The organism is Brochothrix campestris FSL F6-1037, from assembly GCF_000525915.1.
Taxonomy (GTDB): domain Bacteria; phylum Bacillota; class Bacilli; order Lactobacillales; family Listeriaceae; genus Brochothrix; species Brochothrix campestris.
The window spans coordinates 110834-131119 of record NZ_AODH01000009.1; the positions used below are offsets into that span (position 1 = coordinate 110834).

Annotated in this window: 19 protein-coding genes, 2 pseudogenes and 1 riboswitch; of the genes and pseudogenes, 3 read left to right on the plus strand and 18 right to left on the minus strand. The window is 42.2% G+C overall.

What is annotated here, in order from left to right:
* Nucleotides 1-7 precede the first annotated feature (7 nt).
* Nucleotides 8-1204, plus strand: a complete 1197-nt coding sequence (locus tag BCAMP_RS02515) for a hypothetical protein (protein ID WP_051456822.1) — start codon at nt 8-10, stop codon at nt 1202-1204.
* A gap of 17 nt (nt 1205-1221) precedes the next feature.
* Here BCAMP_RS02515 and BCAMP_RS02520 read toward each other — a convergent pair whose 3' ends face one another.
* Nucleotides 1222-1881 (minus strand): redox-sensing transcriptional repressor Rex, encoded by a 660-nt coding sequence (locus tag BCAMP_RS02520; RefSeq protein WP_035313392.1) that lies wholly within the window; start codon nt 1879-1881, stop codon nt 1222-1224.
* Between the two features lie 153 nt (nt 1882-2034).
* Here BCAMP_RS02520 and BCAMP_RS02525 point away from each other — a divergent pair.
* Nucleotides 2035-3962: pseudogene (locus BCAMP_RS02525) on the plus strand (ABC-F family ATP-binding cassette domain-containing protein).
* Nucleotides 3963-4072: 110 nt separating this feature from the next.
* Here the strand turns inward: BCAMP_RS02525 and BCAMP_RS02530 are convergent.
* The 17 genes and pseudogenes from BCAMP_RS02530 to argC form a co-directional block, all read right to left on the minus strand.
* On the minus strand, nt 4073-4993 hold the full coding sequence (locus BCAMP_RS02530) for a DUF4097 family beta strand repeat-containing protein (RefSeq protein WP_035313393.1): 921 nt from the start codon (nt 4991-4993) through the stop codon (nt 4073-4075).
* Nucleotides 4990-5592, minus strand: a complete 603-nt coding sequence (locus BCAMP_RS02535) for a DUF1700 domain-containing protein (RefSeq protein ID WP_035313394.1) — start codon at nt 5590-5592, stop codon at nt 4990-4992. Before BCAMP_RS02535 ends, BCAMP_RS02530 begins: the two co-directional genes overlap by 4 nt.
* A complete protein-coding gene (locus BCAMP_RS02540) occupies nt 5589-5906 on the minus strand; it encodes a PadR family transcriptional regulator (RefSeq protein WP_035313395.1) in 318 nt (105 codons plus the stop codon). The genes BCAMP_RS02535 and BCAMP_RS02540 overlap by 4 nt, the downstream gene beginning before the upstream one ends.
* Nucleotides 5907-6204: 298 nt before the next feature.
* Entirely contained in the window at nt 6205-7146 is a 942-nt protein-coding gene (locus BCAMP_RS02545) for a hypothetical protein (protein ID WP_035313396.1), read from the minus strand.
* On the minus strand, nt 7124-7993 hold the full coding sequence (locus BCAMP_RS02550; protein WP_035313397.1) for an ABC transporter ATP-binding protein: 870 nt from the start codon (nt 7991-7993) through the stop codon (nt 7124-7126). Before BCAMP_RS02550 ends, BCAMP_RS02545 begins: the two co-directional genes overlap by 23 nt.
* 290 nt (nt 7994-8283) lie before the next feature.
* Nucleotides 8284-9306 (minus strand): tRNA (adenosine(37)-N6)-threonylcarbamoyltransferase complex transferase subunit TsaD, encoded by a 1023-nt coding sequence (tsaD, locus tag BCAMP_RS02555; protein WP_035313399.1) that lies wholly within the window; start codon nt 9304-9306, stop codon nt 8284-8286.
* Entirely contained in the window at nt 9296-10702 is a 1407-nt protein-coding gene (gene fumC / locus BCAMP_RS02560; protein ID WP_051456823.1) for a class II fumarate hydratase, read from the minus strand. The genes tsaD and fumC overlap by 11 nt, the downstream gene beginning before the upstream one ends.
* Nucleotides 10699-11172, minus strand: coding sequence for a ribosomal protein S18-alanine N-acetyltransferase (gene rimI / locus BCAMP_RS02565; RefSeq protein ID WP_035313401.1), 474 nt, complete (start codon nt 11170-11172; stop codon nt 10699-10701). Before rimI ends, fumC begins: the two co-directional genes overlap by 4 nt.
* The gene (gene tsaB / locus BCAMP_RS02570; RefSeq protein WP_035313403.1) at nt 11172-11876 is read right to left on the minus strand and encodes a tRNA (adenosine(37)-N6)-threonylcarbamoyltransferase complex dimerization subunit type 1 TsaB; all 705 of its coding nucleotides are present in this window, start codon (nt 11874-11876) and stop codon (nt 11172-11174) included. The genes rimI and tsaB overlap by 1 nt, the downstream gene beginning before the upstream one ends.
* Entirely contained in the window at nt 11870-12325 is a 456-nt protein-coding gene (tsaE, locus tag BCAMP_RS02575; RefSeq protein ID WP_035313404.1) for a tRNA (adenosine(37)-N6)-threonylcarbamoyltransferase complex ATPase subunit type 1 TsaE, read from the minus strand. Before tsaE ends, tsaB begins: the two co-directional genes overlap by 7 nt.
* Before the next feature lie 66 nt (nt 12326-12391).
* A complete protein-coding gene (locus BCAMP_RS12385) occupies nt 12392-13204 on the minus strand; it encodes an FtsW/RodA/SpoVE family cell cycle protein (RefSeq protein ID WP_198015681.1) in 813 nt (270 codons plus the stop codon).
* Nucleotides 13155-13562, minus strand: coding sequence for an FtsW/RodA/SpoVE family cell cycle protein (locus tag BCAMP_RS12390; RefSeq protein WP_051456825.1), 408 nt, complete (start codon nt 13560-13562; stop codon nt 13155-13157). Before BCAMP_RS12390 ends, BCAMP_RS12385 begins: the two co-directional genes overlap by 50 nt.
* A 327-nt stretch (nt 13563-13889) precedes the next feature.
* A complete protein-coding gene (locus BCAMP_RS02585; protein WP_035313406.1) occupies nt 13890-15101 on the minus strand; it encodes an aspartate kinase in 1212 nt (403 codons plus the stop codon).
* A gap of 146 nt (nt 15102-15247) precedes the next feature.
* Nucleotides 15248-15420, minus strand: a riboswitch (Lysine riboswitch).
* A gap of 83 nt (nt 15421-15503) precedes the next feature.
* Nucleotides 15504-16671 (minus strand): annotated as a pseudogene (locus tag BCAMP_RS02590) (acetylornithine transaminase).
* Complete coding sequence (argB, locus tag BCAMP_RS02595) at nt 16668-17420, minus strand: acetylglutamate kinase (protein ID WP_035313407.1); 753 nt, start codon at nt 17418-17420, stop codon at nt 16668-16670. Before argB ends, BCAMP_RS02590 begins: the two are co-directional and overlap by 4 nt.
* A gap of 10 nt (nt 17421-17430) precedes the next feature.
* Complete coding sequence (gene argJ, locus BCAMP_RS02600) at nt 17431-18633, minus strand: bifunctional glutamate N-acetyltransferase/amino-acid acetyltransferase ArgJ (protein WP_035313409.1); 1203 nt, start codon at nt 18631-18633, stop codon at nt 17431-17433.
* A gap of 14 nt (nt 18634-18647) precedes the next feature.
* On the minus strand, nt 18648-19670 hold the full coding sequence (argC, locus tag BCAMP_RS02605) for an N-acetyl-gamma-glutamyl-phosphate reductase (RefSeq protein WP_035313411.1): 1023 nt from the start codon (nt 19668-19670) through the stop codon (nt 18648-18650).
* Between the two features lie 351 nt (nt 19671-20021).
* Here argC and BCAMP_RS14600 point away from each other — a divergent pair.
* Nucleotides 20022-20286 (plus strand): transposase family protein (locus BCAMP_RS14600; RefSeq protein ID WP_269479251.1); only part of this gene is annotated, 265 nt, incomplete at its 3' end.

The window sequence follows — 20286 nt, forward strand, 5'->3', positions numbered from 1 at the left end:
GTTCACTATGATGTTTCAACCTTCAGAACTTGAACAGATCAAACAAATTATGACTGGGAAATTTGGCATTGAACGTGAAAATTTACGCGTCACACCAAACGGTGAGCTCGCCTTAACACCTCATCCAAATGCATTGGGTGATAAACGTACCAATCCTGAGGTCACCACTGATTTTTCAGAAAGCCAACTTGAAATCATTTCACCTGTTGTTGATTCCATCGAACAACTTTTACCTGAATTGGCCCGTATTTCAACCACTGTCAAACAGGCATTATCGCAGGAATTTTTATGGATGCAAAGCGTGCCTCCAACCGCATTGCCAGCTGAAGAGACGATTCCGCTTGCACAATTCGGTACACGTGCTGATGCCGCTTATGAAAAAACACTCTATCGTGAGTATCTTTCGACCAAATACGGACGATACAAACAACTCTATTCGGGGATTCATTTTAACTTTTCATACGACGACAGCCAGTTGCGTTCATTGTTTCCACAAACAACAATCAATGATTTTTACATCCGACTGATGGCACAAACTTTAAAATACCGCTTCTTTCTTAACTTTGTTGTGGCAGCAAGTCCTGCAACTATTAATAAGGTGACCTATCGATCAGCTCGCCTCGGTGAAGAAGGCTATCATAATTTGACAATGATTCCGTTGGATTACACATCCACCGCCAATTATCTCGCTTCTTTGAAAGCCGTGATTGCTAGCGGAATCATCGAAGGCTCACGTGAGCTTTATGAATTGGTGCGGGCTAAGGGGACGTCAATGGATTCATTCAAGGCTGAGTATGCTGTGATTAATCGCATTGAACTGCGCATGCCTGATTTAAACCCGCTCTATCCAGAAGGAATCAATCCGAGCGACCTCTATGTCATGCACCTTTACATTAGGTGGTGTAGTTCACTCGTCGATCAAAGTTACGACGTTGCTGAACAACGCACAGCAGCAGAACTTGCCAATTCCGCTGCTTTATTCGAACTAAGTCAACCGCTTGAACATAAAATCAAGTCGATTTTCGATGCCTTGTTTGTTTACTTAGAATGGGCCAATCTACCCGCCGTTTATCACGCTAGTTTACTCGAGGCCTACCAACGTTTCTTATATCCAAACAAACGCTATGCCGAACAGTTAGTAGCCGCTTATGCCAAAAGCTCATTTGATGAAGTTAATTTAAATATCGCCAAACAACAGGCATAAAAAAGAAGCATAGGCCCTTAATCAGCCTGTGCTTCTTTATTTTCATGGAGACGATCTTCAAACGCAAATAACGTCTGTAACTCTGAGACGACATCGAATGATCTCATAACAATCGATGAAGGAATCTGTGGTGTCATCACGCTGAGATTTAAAATTGTCGTCACGGCTGTCGTACCTACCTGCTTTTCAATCGTATGCCATTCTTGTTCGCTACAATCTAAGACGAGTGTGCTAATGTTTTTTTCCAACATCACTTCCGTAAAATCCGTGATTGAGTATATCGGTACACCTTCATGAATTGTACCAACTGCGTGCTCTGTCTCAGTAAAAGCGCAACTAATTGTCATGTTTTTCTCGGTCAAACTGCGGTGATTAAAAAAACGACGACCACGTTGACTGACACCAATTACTGCGATTAAATGACTCCGATTTGTCATAAACAAATTATTTAGCACAATCACTAATGACTGTACGTGATAACCATATCCTTGCTTTCCGAGAGAGCCGATATGAGATAAATCTCTTCTTAATGTCGCAGCCTCAATTTTTAAATCGTGACTCATTTCAGTTGACGATATACGTTCTACCTCATTATCAGCCAACATTTTAACGTACTGATGATAGATCGACAAGCGCTTAGCTGTTGCTTTTGGCATGTTTGGATATTTATGAAACACGTCATCACTTCCTTTTCTTACCATTCACTACATCTATTGTAGCTTTTTTAATCAAATATAGCTAGTTACGGATAATTTCAATCATTCCTTCTCGATACATTCCTTTTTGGTCGGATATCGGTTAAAATTAAGAGGTGAAGGATGTGACGACAGATGATTTTACTCCAAGTAAATCAATTAACGAAACGATTTGGCGCCGAAGCCATACTCGAAAATATTCAATTAGAAATCAAAACCAATGACCGAATTGCTCTCGTCGGTAAAAACGGGGCTGGTAAATCAACTTTAATTAAAAATAATTGCTAATCAGCTCTCTTATGATGAGGGACAAATAAGCAAACCAAAAGACGTAACGATTGGCTATCTCGCTCAAAATACTGGCCTCGAATCGACTCGTACGATTTGGGATGAGATGCTCAGTGTCTTTGAACCGTTAAAAGTAATGGAACAACGCATTCGTACCTTAGAAGAACAACTCGCTCAACCCAATGTTTATGAAAATGAGGAACGCTATCAACAAGTATCTGCCCAATATGATCATCTCCAACATGAGTTCAAAGAAAAAGGCGGCTATCAATACGAATCGGATATCCGTTCGATTCTACACGGTTTCCGTTTTTATGAAGAACGCTACCAACAAGTCATTACAAGTTTATCGGGTGGCCAAAAAACACGGTTAGCCCTTGCTAAATTACTATTATCCAACAATGATATTTTAATTTTAGATGAACCTACTAACCATCTCGATATTGAAACATTAACTTGGTTAGAAAACTATTTGGCGAACTACCGAGGCGCGCTCTTAATTGTTTCTCATGACCGCTATTTTCTCGACCGCGTTGTCAATCAAGTGTATAGCATTAGCCGTACCCATTCGAAACACTATGTTGGTAACTATTCACATTATTTGACCCAATATGCCGCTGATCTCGAAAAAGAATGGAAACAATTTGATAAACAACAGGGGCAAATTGCCAAACTGGAAGATTTCGTGCAACGTAATATTGTACGTGCCTCAACGACAAAACGCGCCCAAGCACGACGAAAACAACTTGAAAAAATTGACCGCATCGATAAACCACTTGGCGATGAAAAGGCCGCTCATTTTAGTTTTAAGATCAATAAACCGAGTGGTAAAGATGCCCTTTTAACAACCGATTTAGGCATTGGCTACGATGCTCCGTTAGCTCAGCATTTAAACATCGATATTAAGCGAACGGACGCGATTGCCCTCGTTGGACCAAATGGTGTTGGTAAATCAACCTTGCTCAAAACGTTAATCAAACAACTGCCCGCCTTGAGTGGTACTTTTACTTTCGGTGCAAACACTGAAATCGGCTATTATGATCAGGAGTTATCCAACTTAAATAGTCGCCAAACGGTCTTAGAAGAACTTTGGTCTGCCTATCCTAGTCTCGATGAAAAAATCATCCGAACGTTATTAGGTTCATTCTTGTTTACAGGCGATGACGTAAAAAAAAGCAGTCAACATGTTAAGCGGCGGTGAAAAAGCCCGCCTCGCCCTCTCTAAGCTCACGTTACAACAGGCCAACTTTTTAATCTTAGATGAACCGACCAACCATCTTGATATTGATAGTAAAGAAGTGTTAGAAAATGCCCTAATTGATTACGAAGGTACACTCTTATTCGTTTCCCATGACCGCTATTTTATCAACCGGATTGCGAATAAAGTGATTGAACTATCAGCCGATGGTGCGGTGACGTATTTAGGAGACTACGATTATTACGTCGAAAAACTAGCAATCCAAACAGAGCGGGCCGCTTTATTAGCTGCTGAAAAAACACCAGAAACACTCAGCACTGTTGTCAATGACCGTAAATTAAGCTATGCCGAAGAAAAAGCTGCTGTACAACAAGCACGTAAACAACAGCGGGCCGTTGAAGCTGTTGAACGTGAAATTTCCGAAACAGAAACCTTAATTGACACATTGGAACACCGCTTAGCTGATCCAGCCATCTTTGGTGATGTTACACAAACCCAAAAATACCATCAACAATTACTCGATGCCCAAGCAGCACTCGAACAACTGATGATTGACTGGGAACATTTATCCTCTTAACTTAACGTCAAAAAGTAGCAACCCATTAAAGGTTGCTACTTTTTGATTGTGTATCGATCAGACTAGTAATAATAATTAAGACGACACCAATGATGAAACACCAACGCGCTTTAGTTTGTGTCAACTTTTACATCTCCTGACTTATTTTCAATGGTTAATTGATTATTCTTTGTTGTCGTTTTTTGATAGGAACCATTGTAATTTTTACCGTTGACTTTTACATCACCATAAGCCGTATCAATCGTTAAACCAACTGCATTTTTCGTGCTAATTTTAATGTCGCCGTACTGATTCGAAATGTGACTTACACCTGCTAGAACACTGTTTAACACCTTAATATCGCCACTACTGGCTTCGAGTGTTAATGCCGTTAAGTCACTTTCTTTAAAGGTGACATCACCATAGCGGCTCGAAATTTGCGCCTCGTTAAATGCATTCTTTGTGCTATCAATATCACCGGATTCACTCGTAATACGCAGTTGTTTGGCCGAGCTATTATCGATTTGAATATCGCCATACGTTTGTGTGATTGTTAAGTCATCCGTTAGTTTAACTGCTGCTATGTCGAGGTCGCCACTTTTCACCTGAATAACACTTACTTTTGCTTTAATGTCTGTCACACTCACATCGCCATATGTATTCATAATATTGACGGTTTCAAGCTTTTCTTTCGGTAATGTAATCTTTATGGTCGGTGTTGTCTCGATGATACCAAATATCATGGCATCTCCTTTTTCAGCTGTCACATTTAGTGTCCCATTGCTCACATCGACCTTTATCGGATGATTTTTATCAGCGGTCCATTCCGCCTTAGCTTCCACACCTGTCTCTAGTACGACATCCGCCGATTTCACAGCAATGTTCACATTATGAATACCTGTTACTTTTTTCGTTTCTTTCACATAATCAACCGTTTCGAAGCGATGGTTATGCCATGCAATGGCACTGATTGTACCACTTGAAAAACTGATGCCTGCTATAATAAGACCGACTACTACCAACGCACTATAAATCATTGTTCTTTTCTTCATTGGTTACTCCCTCGTTTGCGATTGAATTTTAAATAGGTTGCTTGAATCATATTAGCAATTAGTTTGAAACACACGATCCATAATTTTTTAAACGGCTGTGCCAATAAACAACCACCACCGATTAAGGACAGACCACATCCGATTAAGAAGGCTGCAGTCACTCCATCTTGAGCAATCACTAAACCCCCTAACAAAAGTGAACCGATGCCACTAATAATAAAACTAACGAAGACACTTACATAACTGATGAGGACTGCGAACACAACTGCTACTATGGCAATAAATACAGCGATCACAGATACTGCTAATGGTAAAATAATCGGACTAGAGGCGATACCCATCAGCACCCACCATAATTTTCGAGGTCGATCTTTAACCGTTCCCTCTGACGCACTCAATTCTTTCATTGCAAAGGTAGCCGTCACTTCGCGCGCGACTTTCTTCGGATGACCCAATCGTGCAATGACGGTTACCTCATCGTCTTCCAATAAGCCATCAGCAATTATTTCTTGGTAATAAGCCATAATATCGGCTTGCTCGTCCATCGGTAACTTTTTAATTTGTTTTTGTAATACTTGTAGAAAGGTTGCTTTATTCATTTTTTTTTCTCTCCTTCGACGACCATCTCAATTTTCTTAATAAACTCGGTCCATTCTGCTGCCAACTCTGTTTTTCGCTGTAGGCCTGTCGCTGTAATTTGGTAGTAGCGTCGGTTACGCCCTTGAAAAGCTTCATCATAGGTTGTAACAAACGCTTCTTTTTTCAAGCGACGCAACACTGGATACAAGGTCGATTCGCTGATTGTCATCACCTTTTTCACTTCGACGGTTAAGGCATAACCATAGGCATCTTCACGCGCCAATACACCGAGCACACAATAATCGAGCAAGGCTGCTCCCATTTGAAAATTCATTTTGTTCTCTCCTCCGATACTATACATCGTATAACATACACATACTATACATCGTATAATATCATTTTGTCAATACCAATAGTTATTTTTTAGTGTTTTAAGCTTCCCTAAACAACATAACAGTATCAGAGATGGGCATTGAAGGGACGCTTTTTTTATATTAGTAATTTAATTCAATCAAAACGGTGCCAACATAATTGTCGACACCGCTTTGATTCACTTAGTTAGGCTGATCCAGTTACTGACGGTTTGTACGATAGTTCCGCTTTTTGCGAAGTTGAATGAGCTGCTTTCACTTTTATTTCACTAAACACAATTTTTCCTGACGATGAAAGCAGTAGCCAATCAAACCACAAATTAGACCCGCACCACTTAAGATGACCGCGGCAAACACGGTGTTGACCTCGGAGGCATGAAGATAATTTGCCAAAGTGCCATCAACTGTGCCCACAACATTCGCATACACAAACGGATTATACACTACCCACCATGCATCGATTGTATCTAATCGTTCAACCATCTGTTGTGTAGCTATCAGGCATACAATCAACACACTCAAGGTCAATACGCTATTTTTCAAGAGCAACACGCACAGGCTTGCAAGGTTGACTAAAAAATAAAGTACCGTTAGACTCAACACGGTTGTTTGCAACAACAGAACACCGATAGAACTCAAATGATAACTGCCCACCGTTTGAATAATGACCGGATAAGAAAAGATGCTCCATCCACCACTGCAACCGGCTAAACTATACGGAAACAAATACGAGAGGCTTGCCTCCGCAAAATCAGGTGCCCAAATGAAAAATCCTGTGTCATTGACTGGATAATGCTCAGCTGCCAACTTACGTTTGAGAGCAAGGCCCGCTTCAATCGCACGCGTCTCTTCTCCATCTGCTAATGTCCCGGCTGCAATCTGGTCTAATCGATAAACTAAGCTTTCTATCTCTAATTGCAAGGCGGTTAAGCGGTCTTTTCCCAATTGAAGCTCATGCTCATTACTGGCAATCATTTGGTTTATTCCTTCATCCGCTTCTTGCAACTGTAATTGATGCAAGGTCAGTTCAATCGAGGTGTTATTTACTTGTTGATCAGAGATGGCCGTTTGGGTTAGGATCTTTACTTGATTATGATGTAAACCATAGACTCCCACAACGGCGATGAGCAAGAGAATGAGTGTAACATAGCCCGCTTTTTGCTTCCCCACTTTTTTCAATTCAAAGGCTAACAGCTGCAACATCACGCTTCCCCTCCTCACCATAGAGTGCTTCATATGCTCGTCTCGTTTCATCCAGCCTACTAGTCACGGTCTTAACTGTTAACTGACATGCTTCACAGCTCTTAATGAAGGCATGTATTGTTTCAGGTGTGATCGTAACAGTAAGGTTCTCATCGTTCATTACCAGTTGCTGAACGTTTGCTTCCGCTGTTAAATATGCGATTTCGGTTGCGAGGGGTACACGATTGAGCCTGAGTAAATAACGCTCAGTCGTTGGTTGAATCGTCGTCTGTTCAAGCAATTTCCCAGCCTTCATAAAATAACAGTCATCCGCTAATTGGTCACTATCAGAGTGCTGATGCGATGAAAAAACAATCGTTGCCCCCTGTTTTTTCAAGCTCATCACCTGTTGCTTCAATCGTTGCGCCACAATTACATCGAGTCCATTAAAGGGCTCATCCAATAAATAGAAGGAGGTCTCAGACAATAGTGCCATCGCAAACAAGAGCTGCTGTTTCATCCCCAATGAATAATGTTTCACTTTGCGATGGATCCAAGCAGTGAGCTGTAATTTTTTCACCAACGCTCCAAGCGATTGGGACGACTGATACATGGCTGCTACGAACTGTAAATGATCATACAGCATCTCATGACCTTGTAAGAAGAAACAGTGTTTCAATCGTTCTGACCGTGAGACAGTCCCCGTTGTTGGTGCAATAATACCCGCTAACAAGCGAAACAAGGTCGTTTTTCCACAGCCATTCGGCCCAATAATGGCGGTGATTGTTCCTGGCGCTAAGCTCACCGACAGGTCATCCAACACCTTCGTCTGTCCCCACTTTTTCGTAATGTTTTGAGCGTGTAACATGATAACCTCCACCCATCTTTTACACTTTCTCCGTGTATTAGCGTTAGACTATCCTTCTCAAGCAGCGCTGTCAATCAACCAGTCGTTACCTTTCTGAGATTATATATCGCTAGACTATTATTTATATCGAACATCATTTTTAACATTTATAGATTATCACCTATGTTATCGTTAGCTTAGCTATCACTTAAAAATAACTGTGTATTGCTTAAAATTAATTAGGACAAAAAAAAAGATAGCTCATGCTATCTTTTTTCAGACTGAAGATATCTGCTGTTCCTAAGTGAGTATTAATGTTTTTCAAACATAAAACCCGGGCGGGCATTCAAACTCATGTCACTAAAGACACCTTGTTGCAACAACATATCGCCTGCTGCACCAATCATTGCGGCATTATCGCCACAGAGACTTAACGGCGGAATCACCAATTCAACCTCAGGGAACTGTGCTGTTAAAGCAGCTGCTAAGCCTTGACGTAACCCTTGGTTCGCGGCCACACCACCAGCCATAACAAGCATACCGACCGAATAGTGTTCCAACGCACGCATCGTTTTGGTCACGAGCACTTCCACTACAGCCGCCTGGAAACTCGCCGCAAAATTGGCTTTATCGATTGGTTCATTGCGTTGTTCTTTATTATGAATCGTATTGATAAATGACGATTTTAAACCTGAAAAACTAAAATCCAAGTTATCTTCATGGAGCATTGCCCGTGGAAAATGATAGGTATCTTCGCCTTCAAGCGCCAATTTATCAATCTTGGCTCCTCCAGGATACGTCAGTCCCATTGTCCGTCCAACTTTATCATACGCTTCACCAGCGGCATCATCACGTGTTTCACCGATGATTTCAAAACTATGATCGTTGGCCATGTAGACTAACTCGGTATGCCCACCACTAACGACTAGTGCAATCAGTGGATACGTTAAGGGTTGGACTAATCGATTCGCTAAAATATGACCTTCAATATGATGGACACCAATCAATGGTTTTTGATGGACAAACGCCAATGATTTAGCGGCACTAACACCGATTAACAAGGCACCGACCAAACCAGGTCCTTGTGTCACAGCGATGGCGTCCATTTCATCTATCGTTTTGCCAGCTTCTGTCAAAGCTGCTTCAATCACATACGTAATTTGTTCAACGTGATGACGTGATGCGATTTCAGGCACTACGCCACCAAATCGTTGATGACTTTTAATTTGCGAAGACACCACATTCGATAAGATTTCTGAGCCGTTTTGTACAACTGCGACACTCGTTTCATCACAGCTTGATTCAAATGCTAAAATTAAGCGCTTAGTTTCCATTAGTTTCTTCACCTTCAGTTGTTGACGTTTGTAAATTCACCATTTTTAGTGGATCAATCCATTGTTCGTATTGCGCTGGAGTGACGTCACCTGAAGCAATGGCCGCTTCTTTGAGTGAGCAATTATTAACAAAGGCAGCCTTGGCAATTTTCGCTGCTTTTTCATAGCCAATCTGCGGATTTAAAGCCGTAACGAGCATGAGTGATTGCTGTACTAATTCGTCCATCCGACTCGGGATTGCTTCCATTCCTACCAAGCAATTAACATTAAATGAGCGCAGTGCATCGGTTAATAAGCCGACCGACTGTAAAAAATTATAAATAATAACAGGCTTATAGACATTCAGCTCAAAGTTACCTTGACTAGCTGCAAAGCCGATTGCCGCATCGTTTCCCATCACTTGTACACTTACCATCGTTAAGGCTTCCGCCTGCGTCGGATTCACCTTACCTGGCATAATTGAACTACCAGGTTCATTTGCGGGTAACTGTAACTCACCGATGCCACTGCGTGGGCCACTTGCTAACAAGCGAATGTCGTTAGCAATTTTCAGCGCATTGGCAGCGAGGCCTTTAATTGCACCATGCGCATAAACTAAGCCATCATGACTAGTCAGCGCATGGAATTTATTGTCAGCACTCACAAACGGGTAACCGGTTTGTACGCTTAACTGTTGGGCCACCTTCGCACCGAACAGCGGATGCGCATTTAAGCCGGTACCGACTGCTGTACCGCCAATCGCTAACGCTAATAAGTGTTGCGCACTTTCGTTAATCTGGTGCATCGACATGCTAAGCATCGCTTCCCAACCAGAAATTTCTTGCCCAAAAGTTAAAGGAGTCGCATCTTGTAAATGCGTCCGACCAATCTTAACAAGCTGTTGGTATTGTGCTTGTTTTTGCAACATGACAGCCTGCATCTGTGCCACAACTGGCAGCAAGCTAGACTGTATTTCAGCATAAGCAGCAATATGCATCGCTGTCGGAAACGTATCATTTGAACTCTGAGACATGTTAACATCGTCATTCGGATGAATTGTTTCTGACGTTAACTGATTCGCACGATAGGCAATGACCTCATTCATATTCATGTTCGTCTGCGTGCCACTACCAGTTTGCCAGAGCGATAACGGAAATTCATCGGCCCATTGACCGGCAATAATTTCATCACAGGCTTGTGCAATGGCTGCTTGCTTAGCAGCTGACAATTTATTCAAGTTATGATTCGCAACACTTGCTGCTTTTTTCAACTGAGCAAATGCTAAAATAAGTGCATCTGGCATTTTTTCAGTACCAATTTTAAAATGCTCGAGGCTCCGTTGTGTTTGTGCACCCCATAAATGGTCGGCGGGCACTGCAATTTCACCCATCGTATCATGTTCTATTCGCACGTTCATTTGACATCCTCACTCTCTTTGTTAAAATCAACCCGCATAATAAGCGCATCTTCTTGATTATCACTGTAATATTTTTTGCGAAGAGCGACTGGACGAAAAGCCAATTTCTGATATAAGCGCTGGGCAATCACATTGCTTTCGCGTACTTCTAACGTTAAGTAACTGACCTGTTGTTTTTGTGCCTGTGCGATGAGTTGTTGCATGAGTCGCAACCCTAATCCTTGACCACGGTAAGCCGGTAATATCCCCACATTAGTTATATGACCTTCATCAAAAATAAAGCCGGCCCCTGCATAACCAATAATCGTCTGCTCACTTTCAATCACAACGTAATAGGCATACTGATTGATGGTTAATTCATATGCAAACGCGGCTCGATCCCAAGGTGTTGCAAAACAGGCCTGTTCAATCGCAACAAGCTGATCAATATCACGCGCCACTGCTGGACGAAAGGTTAATGAACTAGCCATTAATCTAATCCTTGGGCTTTACGCCAATTGGTTTCCGCTTCTGTCATGCGAATATAGGTTGGCACAAATGTATGGACATCCTGTGGTTTTTCATATTGAGCAAGTAACGCCAAGCGTGCCCCTGACGGCATCCCAGCGGCCGTATCTGCAAAAACAGTTTGTGCCAAATGTTCTTCAATTTGTGCTTGATAGAGACTAATATCAGCTGCTGAGGCAACGATCATCACCGCTTCTTGACGCTCTGCGAGTTGCTCGAGCAAGTCGGGCATCGTGACGTATTGATCAGTCACAACCGTTTCAATCGTATCGCCTATTGCTGCGCGACGATAAATACCCGCGAAAACAGCATTGCGTCGGGCATCGACTAACGAAACGATTAAACCATCGAACACCGTAATATTATCAGCCAACGTTCGTAAGGTCGACACACCATATAACGGCAGTTTTAAATCCCAGGCAAGTGTTTTCGCAATTGTTACCCCAATGCGCAAACCTGTGTAAGAACCTGGTCCTTGGGCGACGGCAATCGCGCTAAGTTGTTGCGGTGTAACCTGACTCGCTGCCATCAAATACTCGATAGCTGGCATCAATTGTACACTGTGATTTTGTTGGACGTTCAAGGTGATTTCACCTAAGACGGTTTCGTCGTTAACTAGACCGACAGTCATTGCTTTTGCTGATGAATCAATTGCGAGTGTTACCATTGTGCCAAGACCTCCTCAACGAGCATTTGATAATGCTCGCCTTCTGCTTCGATTGTTAGTTCACGTGAAAATTCATCAATATGTTTGAGTGACAGACGTAAAAACTGCGACGGTAAAAAAGTAGCAATATAATGCGCCCACTCAACGACTACTACACCGTTATTGGTAAAGTATTCTTCAAATCCTAAATCATCGTCTGCATCTTCAAGACGGTAGGCATCCATATGATATAACGGTAACCGTCCTTCATACTCGCGAATGATAGTAAAGGTCGGGCTTTTAACCATTGCTTCAACACCTAAACCACGGGCAATCGCCTTTGTTAAAGTTGTTTTGCCCGCACCTAAATCACCCTCGAGTAAAATGCAATCGTTGGCTTCTAACAGACGACCGATGCTCAGACCGAGACGTTCTGTATCTTCTAAATTTGCTATTGTTAATGTGGTCATTAAACATCACCTTCACTTCGATTCAATGCCTTTATTTTAGCATAAAATTGCAGTAAAGGCATTAGCCTACTCCTCAAAATTAGTCGCCATTTCTTCGTACTGCCGTTTTTTACCGAAGACTGATTCATAATGATTTTTTTGAATCGCTAGAACGATGCCTAAACTGAGCATATTTGCTAAAATTGAGGATCCGCCATAACTTATAAAGGGCAGTGGAATCCCCGTAACCGGCATTAGGCCGATGTTCATCGCAATGTTTTGAAACATATGAAAACTCATCAAAATCAAAATACCTGAAATCACATAGGTGTGATACAGTGTTTTCGTCATAAAACACGTCCGAATTAAATAATACATCAGAAAAAAGTAAACAATAATCAAAATGGCACAGCCAATCATACCAGTGGTTTCACCAATCATACTGAAAATAAAATCCGTATGGCGTTCCGGCACATAGACCTGCGATTCAAAGCCATTGCCAAAATAGCCACCTGATCCAATCGCCTTAACGGCTTGTTCAACATTAAAGGCCGAATCGGCATCTACTGCAGAACCATCGAACCATGTATCAATCCGTTTAAACTGGTAATTTTCAAACCCTATTTTTAATAACAGCCCACGGTTAAAAATAACTAAATAAGCAAATAAACCTAAGATGGTACCGCCTATCAAAATGGCTAAGGCAATAATTTTCTTCGAGATGCCCCCAATAAACAACATGCCACACGTAATAATGATAAAAACGATAGCAGTCCCTAAGTCAGGTTGTTTTAAAATGAAAATTAGTGGGATAATTAAAACCCCTAGTACTTTACCAATCAACAGAATATCACTGGCACGTTGTTTTGTCTGACGATGCTTTGCGATGACATGTGCCAAAAACAACACATAAAAAAATTTTCATAAACTCAGACGTTTGCAAGCTAACTGGACCAAACTTTAGCCACCGTTGCGCACCATTAATATTGCTACCAAACAATAAAACTGCTACCAACGATAGGATACCTCCAAAGTATAACCAGATGGCGTATTTCTCAATCAATTTTGTATCAAATAATCGGATGATTGCTATTCCCACTGAGCCCACGATGTACCATAAGGTTTGCATAATCACTAAATTAAAACTCTTGGTTACTAAATAAATCATCGTGACACTGACTAAATATAAAACCACAATACTAATAATGATATTCGCACTTAAAAATCCTGCCTCGCTTTTAACCGCCTCATTTTTCACGTTTACCACTCCCCAAATTCTGTTGTTCAACCAATGAGACCTTACGAATTCAACAATTCAATTGACTGTTAGCAGGGTATCTCACACATTACGTTCTTTTGAAACAATCATTTATAACTAGTCACAAAACATTGTTGTTTCATTGTACAAATAAAAGCAAGGCATGAGCAAATGATATGAGGCTTGTTCGTTCTTTTTCTCCACAAAAAAAGCCACTTAAAAAGTAGCTCAGATTGTAGACAAAGTTGAATCAAACTGCTTTTTCTGTGAAAAGTGATGCAGCGACTTTGTTTACGAGGTGATTAGATTGAATAGGTAGACTACGATTTAAAGCTCAAAAGCAGTATGGCATACGTTTGCTGCTACGAGCATTTTAGCCTGCGGTACCACAACGGATACCTTGATTTCAGAAGTACTAATCATCCGAATGTCCACATCGGCTTGACGCAATTCCGTAAACATTTGCGCCGCTACCCCTGGATTGGAAACCATCCCCGAACCAACAATTGATACCTTCGCCAAACCAGCCTCAGTCACTAAGCTATCATAGCCAATCACGTCTTTATAGGCTGCTAAAATCGCCACTGCTTCATCGAGTGCAGCTTCTTTTAATGAGAATGACACCGCTGATGGTCCATCGTCTTCTCCGATACTTTGGACAATAATATCAACGTCAATATGTGCCTCTGCTAACTTCGTAAAAATACAGGCGATATTCATCGCTGTAATCGATGTGAAACTCACACGAATACGCGCAATTTCATCATCAAAGGCCACGCCTCGCACAACTTGTTTTGTTTCCAATAATGTTCCCTCCTTAATAATTGTTCCCGTTTCTGTCACATGTGCTCCACGTACTTCTAATGGGATTTGGTGATTTTTTGCATATTCGACTGCCCGCGGATGCAACACACCCGCACCGAGATTGGCAAGTTCTAACATTTCATCGTAATCAATCTCTCTTAACTTTTGTGCACCTGTAATATAACGGGGATCACTTGTGAACACACCAACGACATCGGTACAAATACTACATTTAGCAGCACCTAAGGCCGCTGCTAAAGCAACTGCCGTTGTATCTGAACCACCGCGACCTAAGGTCGTAATTTCACCGTTTTCACTCATTCCCTGAAAACCAGCAACAATGACAATCTGATTGTCAGCTAACGCCGTTGCAATTTTTGTTGTTTCGATTGTTTGAATCCGAGCATTACTATGTACCGCTTCAGTAATAATACCAGCCTGCCAACCTGTATAGGAGACCGCCTTTTGACCAGCAGCCTGTAGCGCCATCGTTAATAGTGAAATGGTGACCTGTTCGCCCGTTGTGAGCAACATGTCCATTTCGCGTGTACTTGCCTGTGGGTTAATTACTGTTGCTAACGCGACTAAGTCATCGGTTGATTTCCCCATCGCTGAGACAACTACAACCACCTGATTTCCTTGTGCTTTTTCACGAATCGCTTGCTCAGCCGTAGCCTTAATCTTAGCTACATCACCTACTGATGTGCCTCCAAATTTCAAAACAACAATGCCCATGCGTAACACTCTCCTATGACTTAATTTAGCTAAATGAATAGTCGTCCGGTGTCCTCTTTTAAAAAAAAACGTCACCACTTTAAGCATAAGCCTCTGCTTATCTTCTCAAAGTGACAACGTTCCAAACGAATGGTTTGTATGTTTCCAATGAGAATAGCCCTCCAAGACTCCTTGACAATGTGTTATATCTTTTACAACACACCAGCAGGTTCGCTACGACACAGCCCCCACTTCGGCGATCACCCCTTTCAAACGTGTTCAACTGTGTTCGTAACACATCCCACATTTTACTCTTAGCTCTCGCGCCTCTATTCACATTCTATTTAACTATTGTACTTATTGTAGCTTATCTTGAACTACACCGCAACCTCTTCTGATTAATTATTCTGAAAATTCTTCATTTTATTTAATAAGCGGTGGCGACTGCTCAAATACCACGGTTAAAAGTGCAAGTGCCTCATTGAGTTCACGGTAGCTCGCGGTGATTGGTGGCAACAGACGAATCACTGTTGCTCCCGCACTCAATAGGAGTAACCCCGCTGCACGACACGCTTCTATGAGTGGTGCCACGACTTGGTTACATTCAAGTCCGATTAAAAAACCTCGACCACGAACAGCGGTAATGAGCGGGCTAGCATTTGCGATTTCTCTTAATTGTGCCATAAAATAAGCACTTTTTTTGTCGCACTTCTGCCATAAAACCAGTGGTCGTTAACGTTGTTAGCACTGCCTCTGCTGCGGCCATTGCCAAATAATTCCCCCCAAAAGTTGACCCGTGCGTGCCCGGTGTAAAGGCGGATGCGACTGCTGGTTTAGCAAATACTGCCCCTGCAGGGATTCCGTTTGCCAATCCCTTCGCTAAGGTCATAATATCAGGCACAAACTGATACTGCTGTGTAGCAAAGAGCTCGCCCGTACGACCAAAACCGGTTTGAACTTCATCGACGATAATTAAAATCTTTTTGGCAGTGCAAAGCTGTACGAGTGTATCAATAAAGGTACTATCAGCTGGATAAACACCACCTTCCCCTTGAACGAGTTCGAGCATTACAGCGGCGATTGCATCATCGGTTGTTAATTTTTCAATGAGAGCAGCACTGTCGTTAAACGGTAAATAATCAAACCCTGCTAACAAGCGACCAAAACCGTTATGGATTTTAGCTTGTCCTGTGGCTGCCATTGCCCCGTATGTTCGTCCGTGAAACGATTGTTCAAAACTGACAATGGTCTCTTTTCCGGTATATTTACGCGCAAGCTTAATCGCTGCTTCATTCGCCTCTGTCCCTGAATTACAAAAAAAGACCTTTCCTGGTGCACCGATGCCCACGACAAGTGAAGCTGCCACCTTTTCTTGCAAACGGTTTTCAAACAGGTTAGATGTGTGCCATACTTGTTGTAATTGAGCTTGAACGGCCTCCTCGACCGCTGCCGGCCGATGACCTAAATTACAGACGGCAATTCCAGAAGTAAAGTCCAAATAACGCCGTGCTTGCTCATCTGTAACATACGATCCAGCAGCAGTTGTAATCACCAATGGGAGACGCCCATAATTATTCATCAAGCGTGTCATTGCAGCACCGCCTCCTTCGTAATTGCAGTACCGCTCACCTGAATCCTATCGGTAATGTGGACCCGTTTAACGCCGCGATTAACTGCGGCAATTGCGCCTTTCACCTTCGGAATCATTCCCCCGATAATGACACCACGATCAATGTAATCAAGCATTAACTGTGGCAACGATTCTTTAATAATCCGCTGATTAGCAAACACACCTGGTACGTCGGTCAATAAGATGAGCTGTTCGGCTTGAAGAGCACCCGCAATATGACAGGCGGCAATATCGGCGTTCACATTATACAGTTGGAAGTTTGCATCCACGCCTAGCGGAGCAATAACTGGTGTTAAGTGATGATCGAGTAACATCTTCAAAAAGGCAACATTAACATGTTCCACTGTACCAACATAGCCTAACATCTGATCATGAATCGGCCTTACTTTCAACAGTAAATTATCACTGCCATTGAGGCCGATGGACTGAAAGCCTTTAGCAGCAAACTGCAGCACCATTTCCGTATTGATTTTCCCCGCTAAAACCATCGTGGCGACATCGAGTACTTCACGACTGGTTACGCGTAATCCCTGTTTCTTTTCAATCCCAATGTGTAGTTTCTCAAGTAAGGTGTCAATTTGTGGCCCACCACCATGTACAAAGACTAGACGCTTCCCTGCTGTTTGCCAGTCTTTAATCTGTTTAAAAAAAGCCGGTTCGATGGTACTTAAGGCATTGCCTCCTAGTTTAATAACGATTGTTTCACTCATCTTATCCCCCCTATGTGCGGTAGGCCGCATTAATTTTGACGTACTCGTAACTTAAATCGCAGCCCCAGGCAGTCCCTGCTTCATTGCCCAAATGGAGCTCAACCGCAATCGTAATATCATGCGCTTTTAACACGGGTGTTAAGTCACGAGCCTCATCAATTATTACTGGTTCGCTGTTCTTTAGTACCGTTACACCCGAGATGGCAATATCGACTGTGTCAGGATTAATCGGTACTCCGGCGTATCCGATTGCATCAATAATCCGTCCCCAGTTGCCATCTTCACCAAAGAAGGCAGCCTTCACTAAGTTAGAACCAACGACTTTTTTGGCAATTAAACGCGCATCAGTTTGTTGAAGAGCTCCCGTCACATTCACTTCAATCAGTTTAGTCGCCCCTTCGCCATCAGCTGCTACCTTTTTTGATAACTGTTCGCACACATACATTAAAGCGGCTTTAAATTGCAGTATTTGAGGATGGTTCGCACAAAGTATATCATTGCCAGCCCGACCATTTGCCATCACCAATACCATATCATTTGTTGAGGTATCGCCATCAATCGTAATTTGATTAAATGACCGCTCAATTGTCTGGCGTAATAATTTATCTAAATAGACACCTTCAATGGCAGCATCTGTTGTAATAAATCCGAGCAAGGTTGCCATATTAGGATTAATCATGCCACTGCCCTTGGCTACACCTGCGACTGTCACTGTTTGACCATCGAGTTCAATCGTGACACAAACTGACTTAACCGCCTTATCAGTCGTCAAGATGGCTTCTTGAAAGCCATGACCATTACTCTGTGTTTCATCCAACTGTGCAATCCCATCGAGTACGCGTGGTAAATTGAGTGGCACACCAATGACACCTGTTGAAGCCACCGTCACATAATCAACAGGCAGCTGTAATTTTGCCGCCGTTGCCGCACGCATCGCATAAGCGTCAGCGATGCCTTTTTTCCCTGTACAAGTATTGGCATTGCCACTGTTTACAATCAAGGCTTGTGTCAAGGAGGAGGTTGCCAAACTCGCTTGTGTCACGGTAATTGGAGCTCCCTTAAAATAATTTTGCGTATACACCGCAGCTGTTTGCGCCGGTACATCCGAATAGATGAGTCCAATATCTTTTTTAAAGCGTTTTAACCCTGCATGTAACCCATCTGTATAAAAACCAAGCGGTGTGGCTATGTGTCCCTCATGTCGTATTTGCATTATTTTAACTCCCTCTAAATTAAGATTGGCAAGAGTGGTAACCCTAAGGTTTGCTCCCAACCTTGACTGATGTTAACGTTTTGAATCGCCTGTCCGGCCGCCCCTTTCACTAAATTATCAATGACTGATATGAGTGTCACACGACCTGTTCGCTCATCTTTATGCCAGCCAATATCGCAATAATTACTGCCAATGACTTGTTGTATCGTCGGCAGCTGTTCAGCAAATATGCGTACAAAGGGTGCTTGCTGATAAGCCGTTGCGAAAATGGCGGACAGTTGCTGATTGGTGGCGGACGTTTCAAAATAAATGGTTGCCATCAAACCTCGGGCAATTGGTAGCAACTGCGTTGTGAGTGTAATCGGTGCGACACTCTCAGTCACTTTGCTAAGCTGTTGCTCGATTTCAGGAATGTGTTGATGACGATTGATTTTGTAGGCTTGTAAATTATCATGGGTTTGCATAAAATGGGTTGCTGGCGATAAGCCCTTCCCCGCACCTGAAACACCCGATTTTGCATCGATAATGACGTCTCCCATCGCTAACTTCTCAAATAAGGGCATTAGAGCTAATAGAATCGCGGTGGCATAACAGCCTGGATTAGCAATTAAGCGTGCCCCCATCAAAGCGGTCTGCTCCCACTCACTGAGGCCGTAAATGGCCTCATCACGTAGAGCTTGCGCCGCCGCTGACTGCCCATACCAATTGTCATAATTTTCACTCTTTTCTAACCGAAAGTCGCCTGATAAATCAATAATTTGTAGCGATGAGCTCAATAATGGAATTAAGTCTTTTGCAATCCCTGCCGGTGTCGCTAAAAAGACGATTTCAGCAATTGCTGAAATACGTACAGCATCAACTGGTTCTACGATTAAATCATAACCCGTCTCTTTAACTAACGGAAACGTCTCCGATAACAACTCACCTTTCCCTGTTAAACTATGCAATGAAATCAGTTCTAAGTTGGGGTGTTGACTGACGAGACGAAGTAATTCTAAACCGCTATAACCCGTTGCTCCAACGATAGAAACTTTCATAAAAGGCCCCCTTTATTATTATAAGCTTATTATAAACATGTATAAATATAAAGTCAATACGTATATTTATACATTTGTTGTAAAAAAACGACGGGATACCGTCGTTTCAGGTTGTAGACAAAGTCGAATTAAAGGTTCTATAATTTATGGTGTTGGTGAATTTTCACTGATGCCTATTTTTTCGCAAAAAAATAGCAACATTTTCAAAATCCCTATAATATTAAGTCACCACAAAAAATTTATAAGGGGGATTCGACAATATCAGCTATCACTTTTAATAATATCGCGAATTCCTCTGGAATTACAGATGAAACTATTTCTTTTCCAAAAACATGGTGTTTAACTCAGTTAATTAAAGGTGTTTTAAGCACTTGTTATTTTGGCACACTCTCTTACACACCCTCACGGTGTGCGAATTGCGGCTTCAATAATAAAACAGTTAAACTCATTAAACACGGAACTAAACTATCACGTATCACACTCCCTAAAACAAATAACCTTCCAACCTATCTCTTTTTAAAGAAGCAACGCTTCTTATGCAAAGGATGTAAAACAACCTTTATCGCTTCAACTTCGATGGTAAAACGAAATTGTTTTATCTCCAAACGTGTCTATA

Excerpts from the sequence above, each read along its gene's own strand:
- BCAMP_RS02540 (WP_035313395.1), bottom strand. The coding sequence starts at position 5,906 with ATGAATTTTCAAATGGGAGCAGCCTTGCTCGATTATTGTGTGCTCGGT.
- BCAMP_RS02530 (WP_035313393.1), bottom strand. The coding sequence starts at position 4,993 with ATGAAGAAAAGAACAATGATTTATAGTGCGTTGGTAGTAGTCGGTCTT.
- tsaD (WP_035313399.1), bottom strand. The coding sequence starts at position 9,306 with ATGGAAACTAAGCGCTTAATTTTAGCATTTGAATCAAGCTGTGATGAA.
- BCAMP_RS02550 (WP_035313397.1), bottom strand. The coding sequence starts at position 7,993 with ATGTTACACGCTCAAAACATTACGAAAAAGTGGGGACAGACGAAGGTG.
- BCAMP_RS02515 (WP_051456822.1), top strand. The coding sequence starts at position 8 with ATGATGTTTCAACCTTCAGAACTTGAACAGATCAAACAAATTATGACT.
- argC (WP_035313411.1), bottom strand. The coding sequence starts at position 19,670 with ATGAAAGTTTCTATCGTTGGAGCAACGGGTTATAGCGGTTTAGAATTA.
- tsaB (WP_035313403.1), bottom strand. The coding sequence starts at position 11,876 with ATGGTAACACTCGCAATTGATTCATCAGCAAAAGCAATGACTGTCGGT.
- BCAMP_RS02535 (WP_035313394.1), bottom strand. The coding sequence starts at position 5,592 with ATGAATAAAGCAACCTTTCTACAAGTATTACAAAAACAAATTAAAAAG.
- BCAMP_RS02585 (WP_035313406.1), bottom strand. The coding sequence starts at position 15,101 with ATGGGCATTGTTGTTTTGAAATTTGGAGGCACATCAGTAGGTGATGTA.
- BCAMP_RS02545 (WP_035313396.1), bottom strand. The coding sequence starts at position 7,146 with ATGTTGCAGCTGTTAGCCTTTGAATTGAAAAAAGTGGGGAAGCAAAAA.
- tsaE (WP_035313404.1), bottom strand. The coding sequence starts at position 12,325 with ATGACCACATTAACAATAGCAAATTTAGAAGATACAGAACGTCTCGGT.
- rimI (WP_035313401.1), bottom strand. The coding sequence starts at position 11,172 with ATGGCTAGTTCATTAACCTTTCGTCCAGCAGTGGCGCGTGATATTGAT.
- argB (WP_035313407.1), bottom strand. The coding sequence starts at position 17,420 with ATGAGTGAAACAATCGTTATTAAACTAGGAGGCAATGCCTTAAGTACC.
- fumC (WP_051456823.1), bottom strand. The coding sequence starts at position 10,702 with ATGAACGTGCGAATAGAACATGATACGATGGGTGAAATTGCAGTGCCC.
- argJ (WP_035313409.1), bottom strand. The coding sequence starts at position 18,633 with ATGCAAATACGACATGAGGGACACATAGCCACACCGCTTGGTTTTTAT.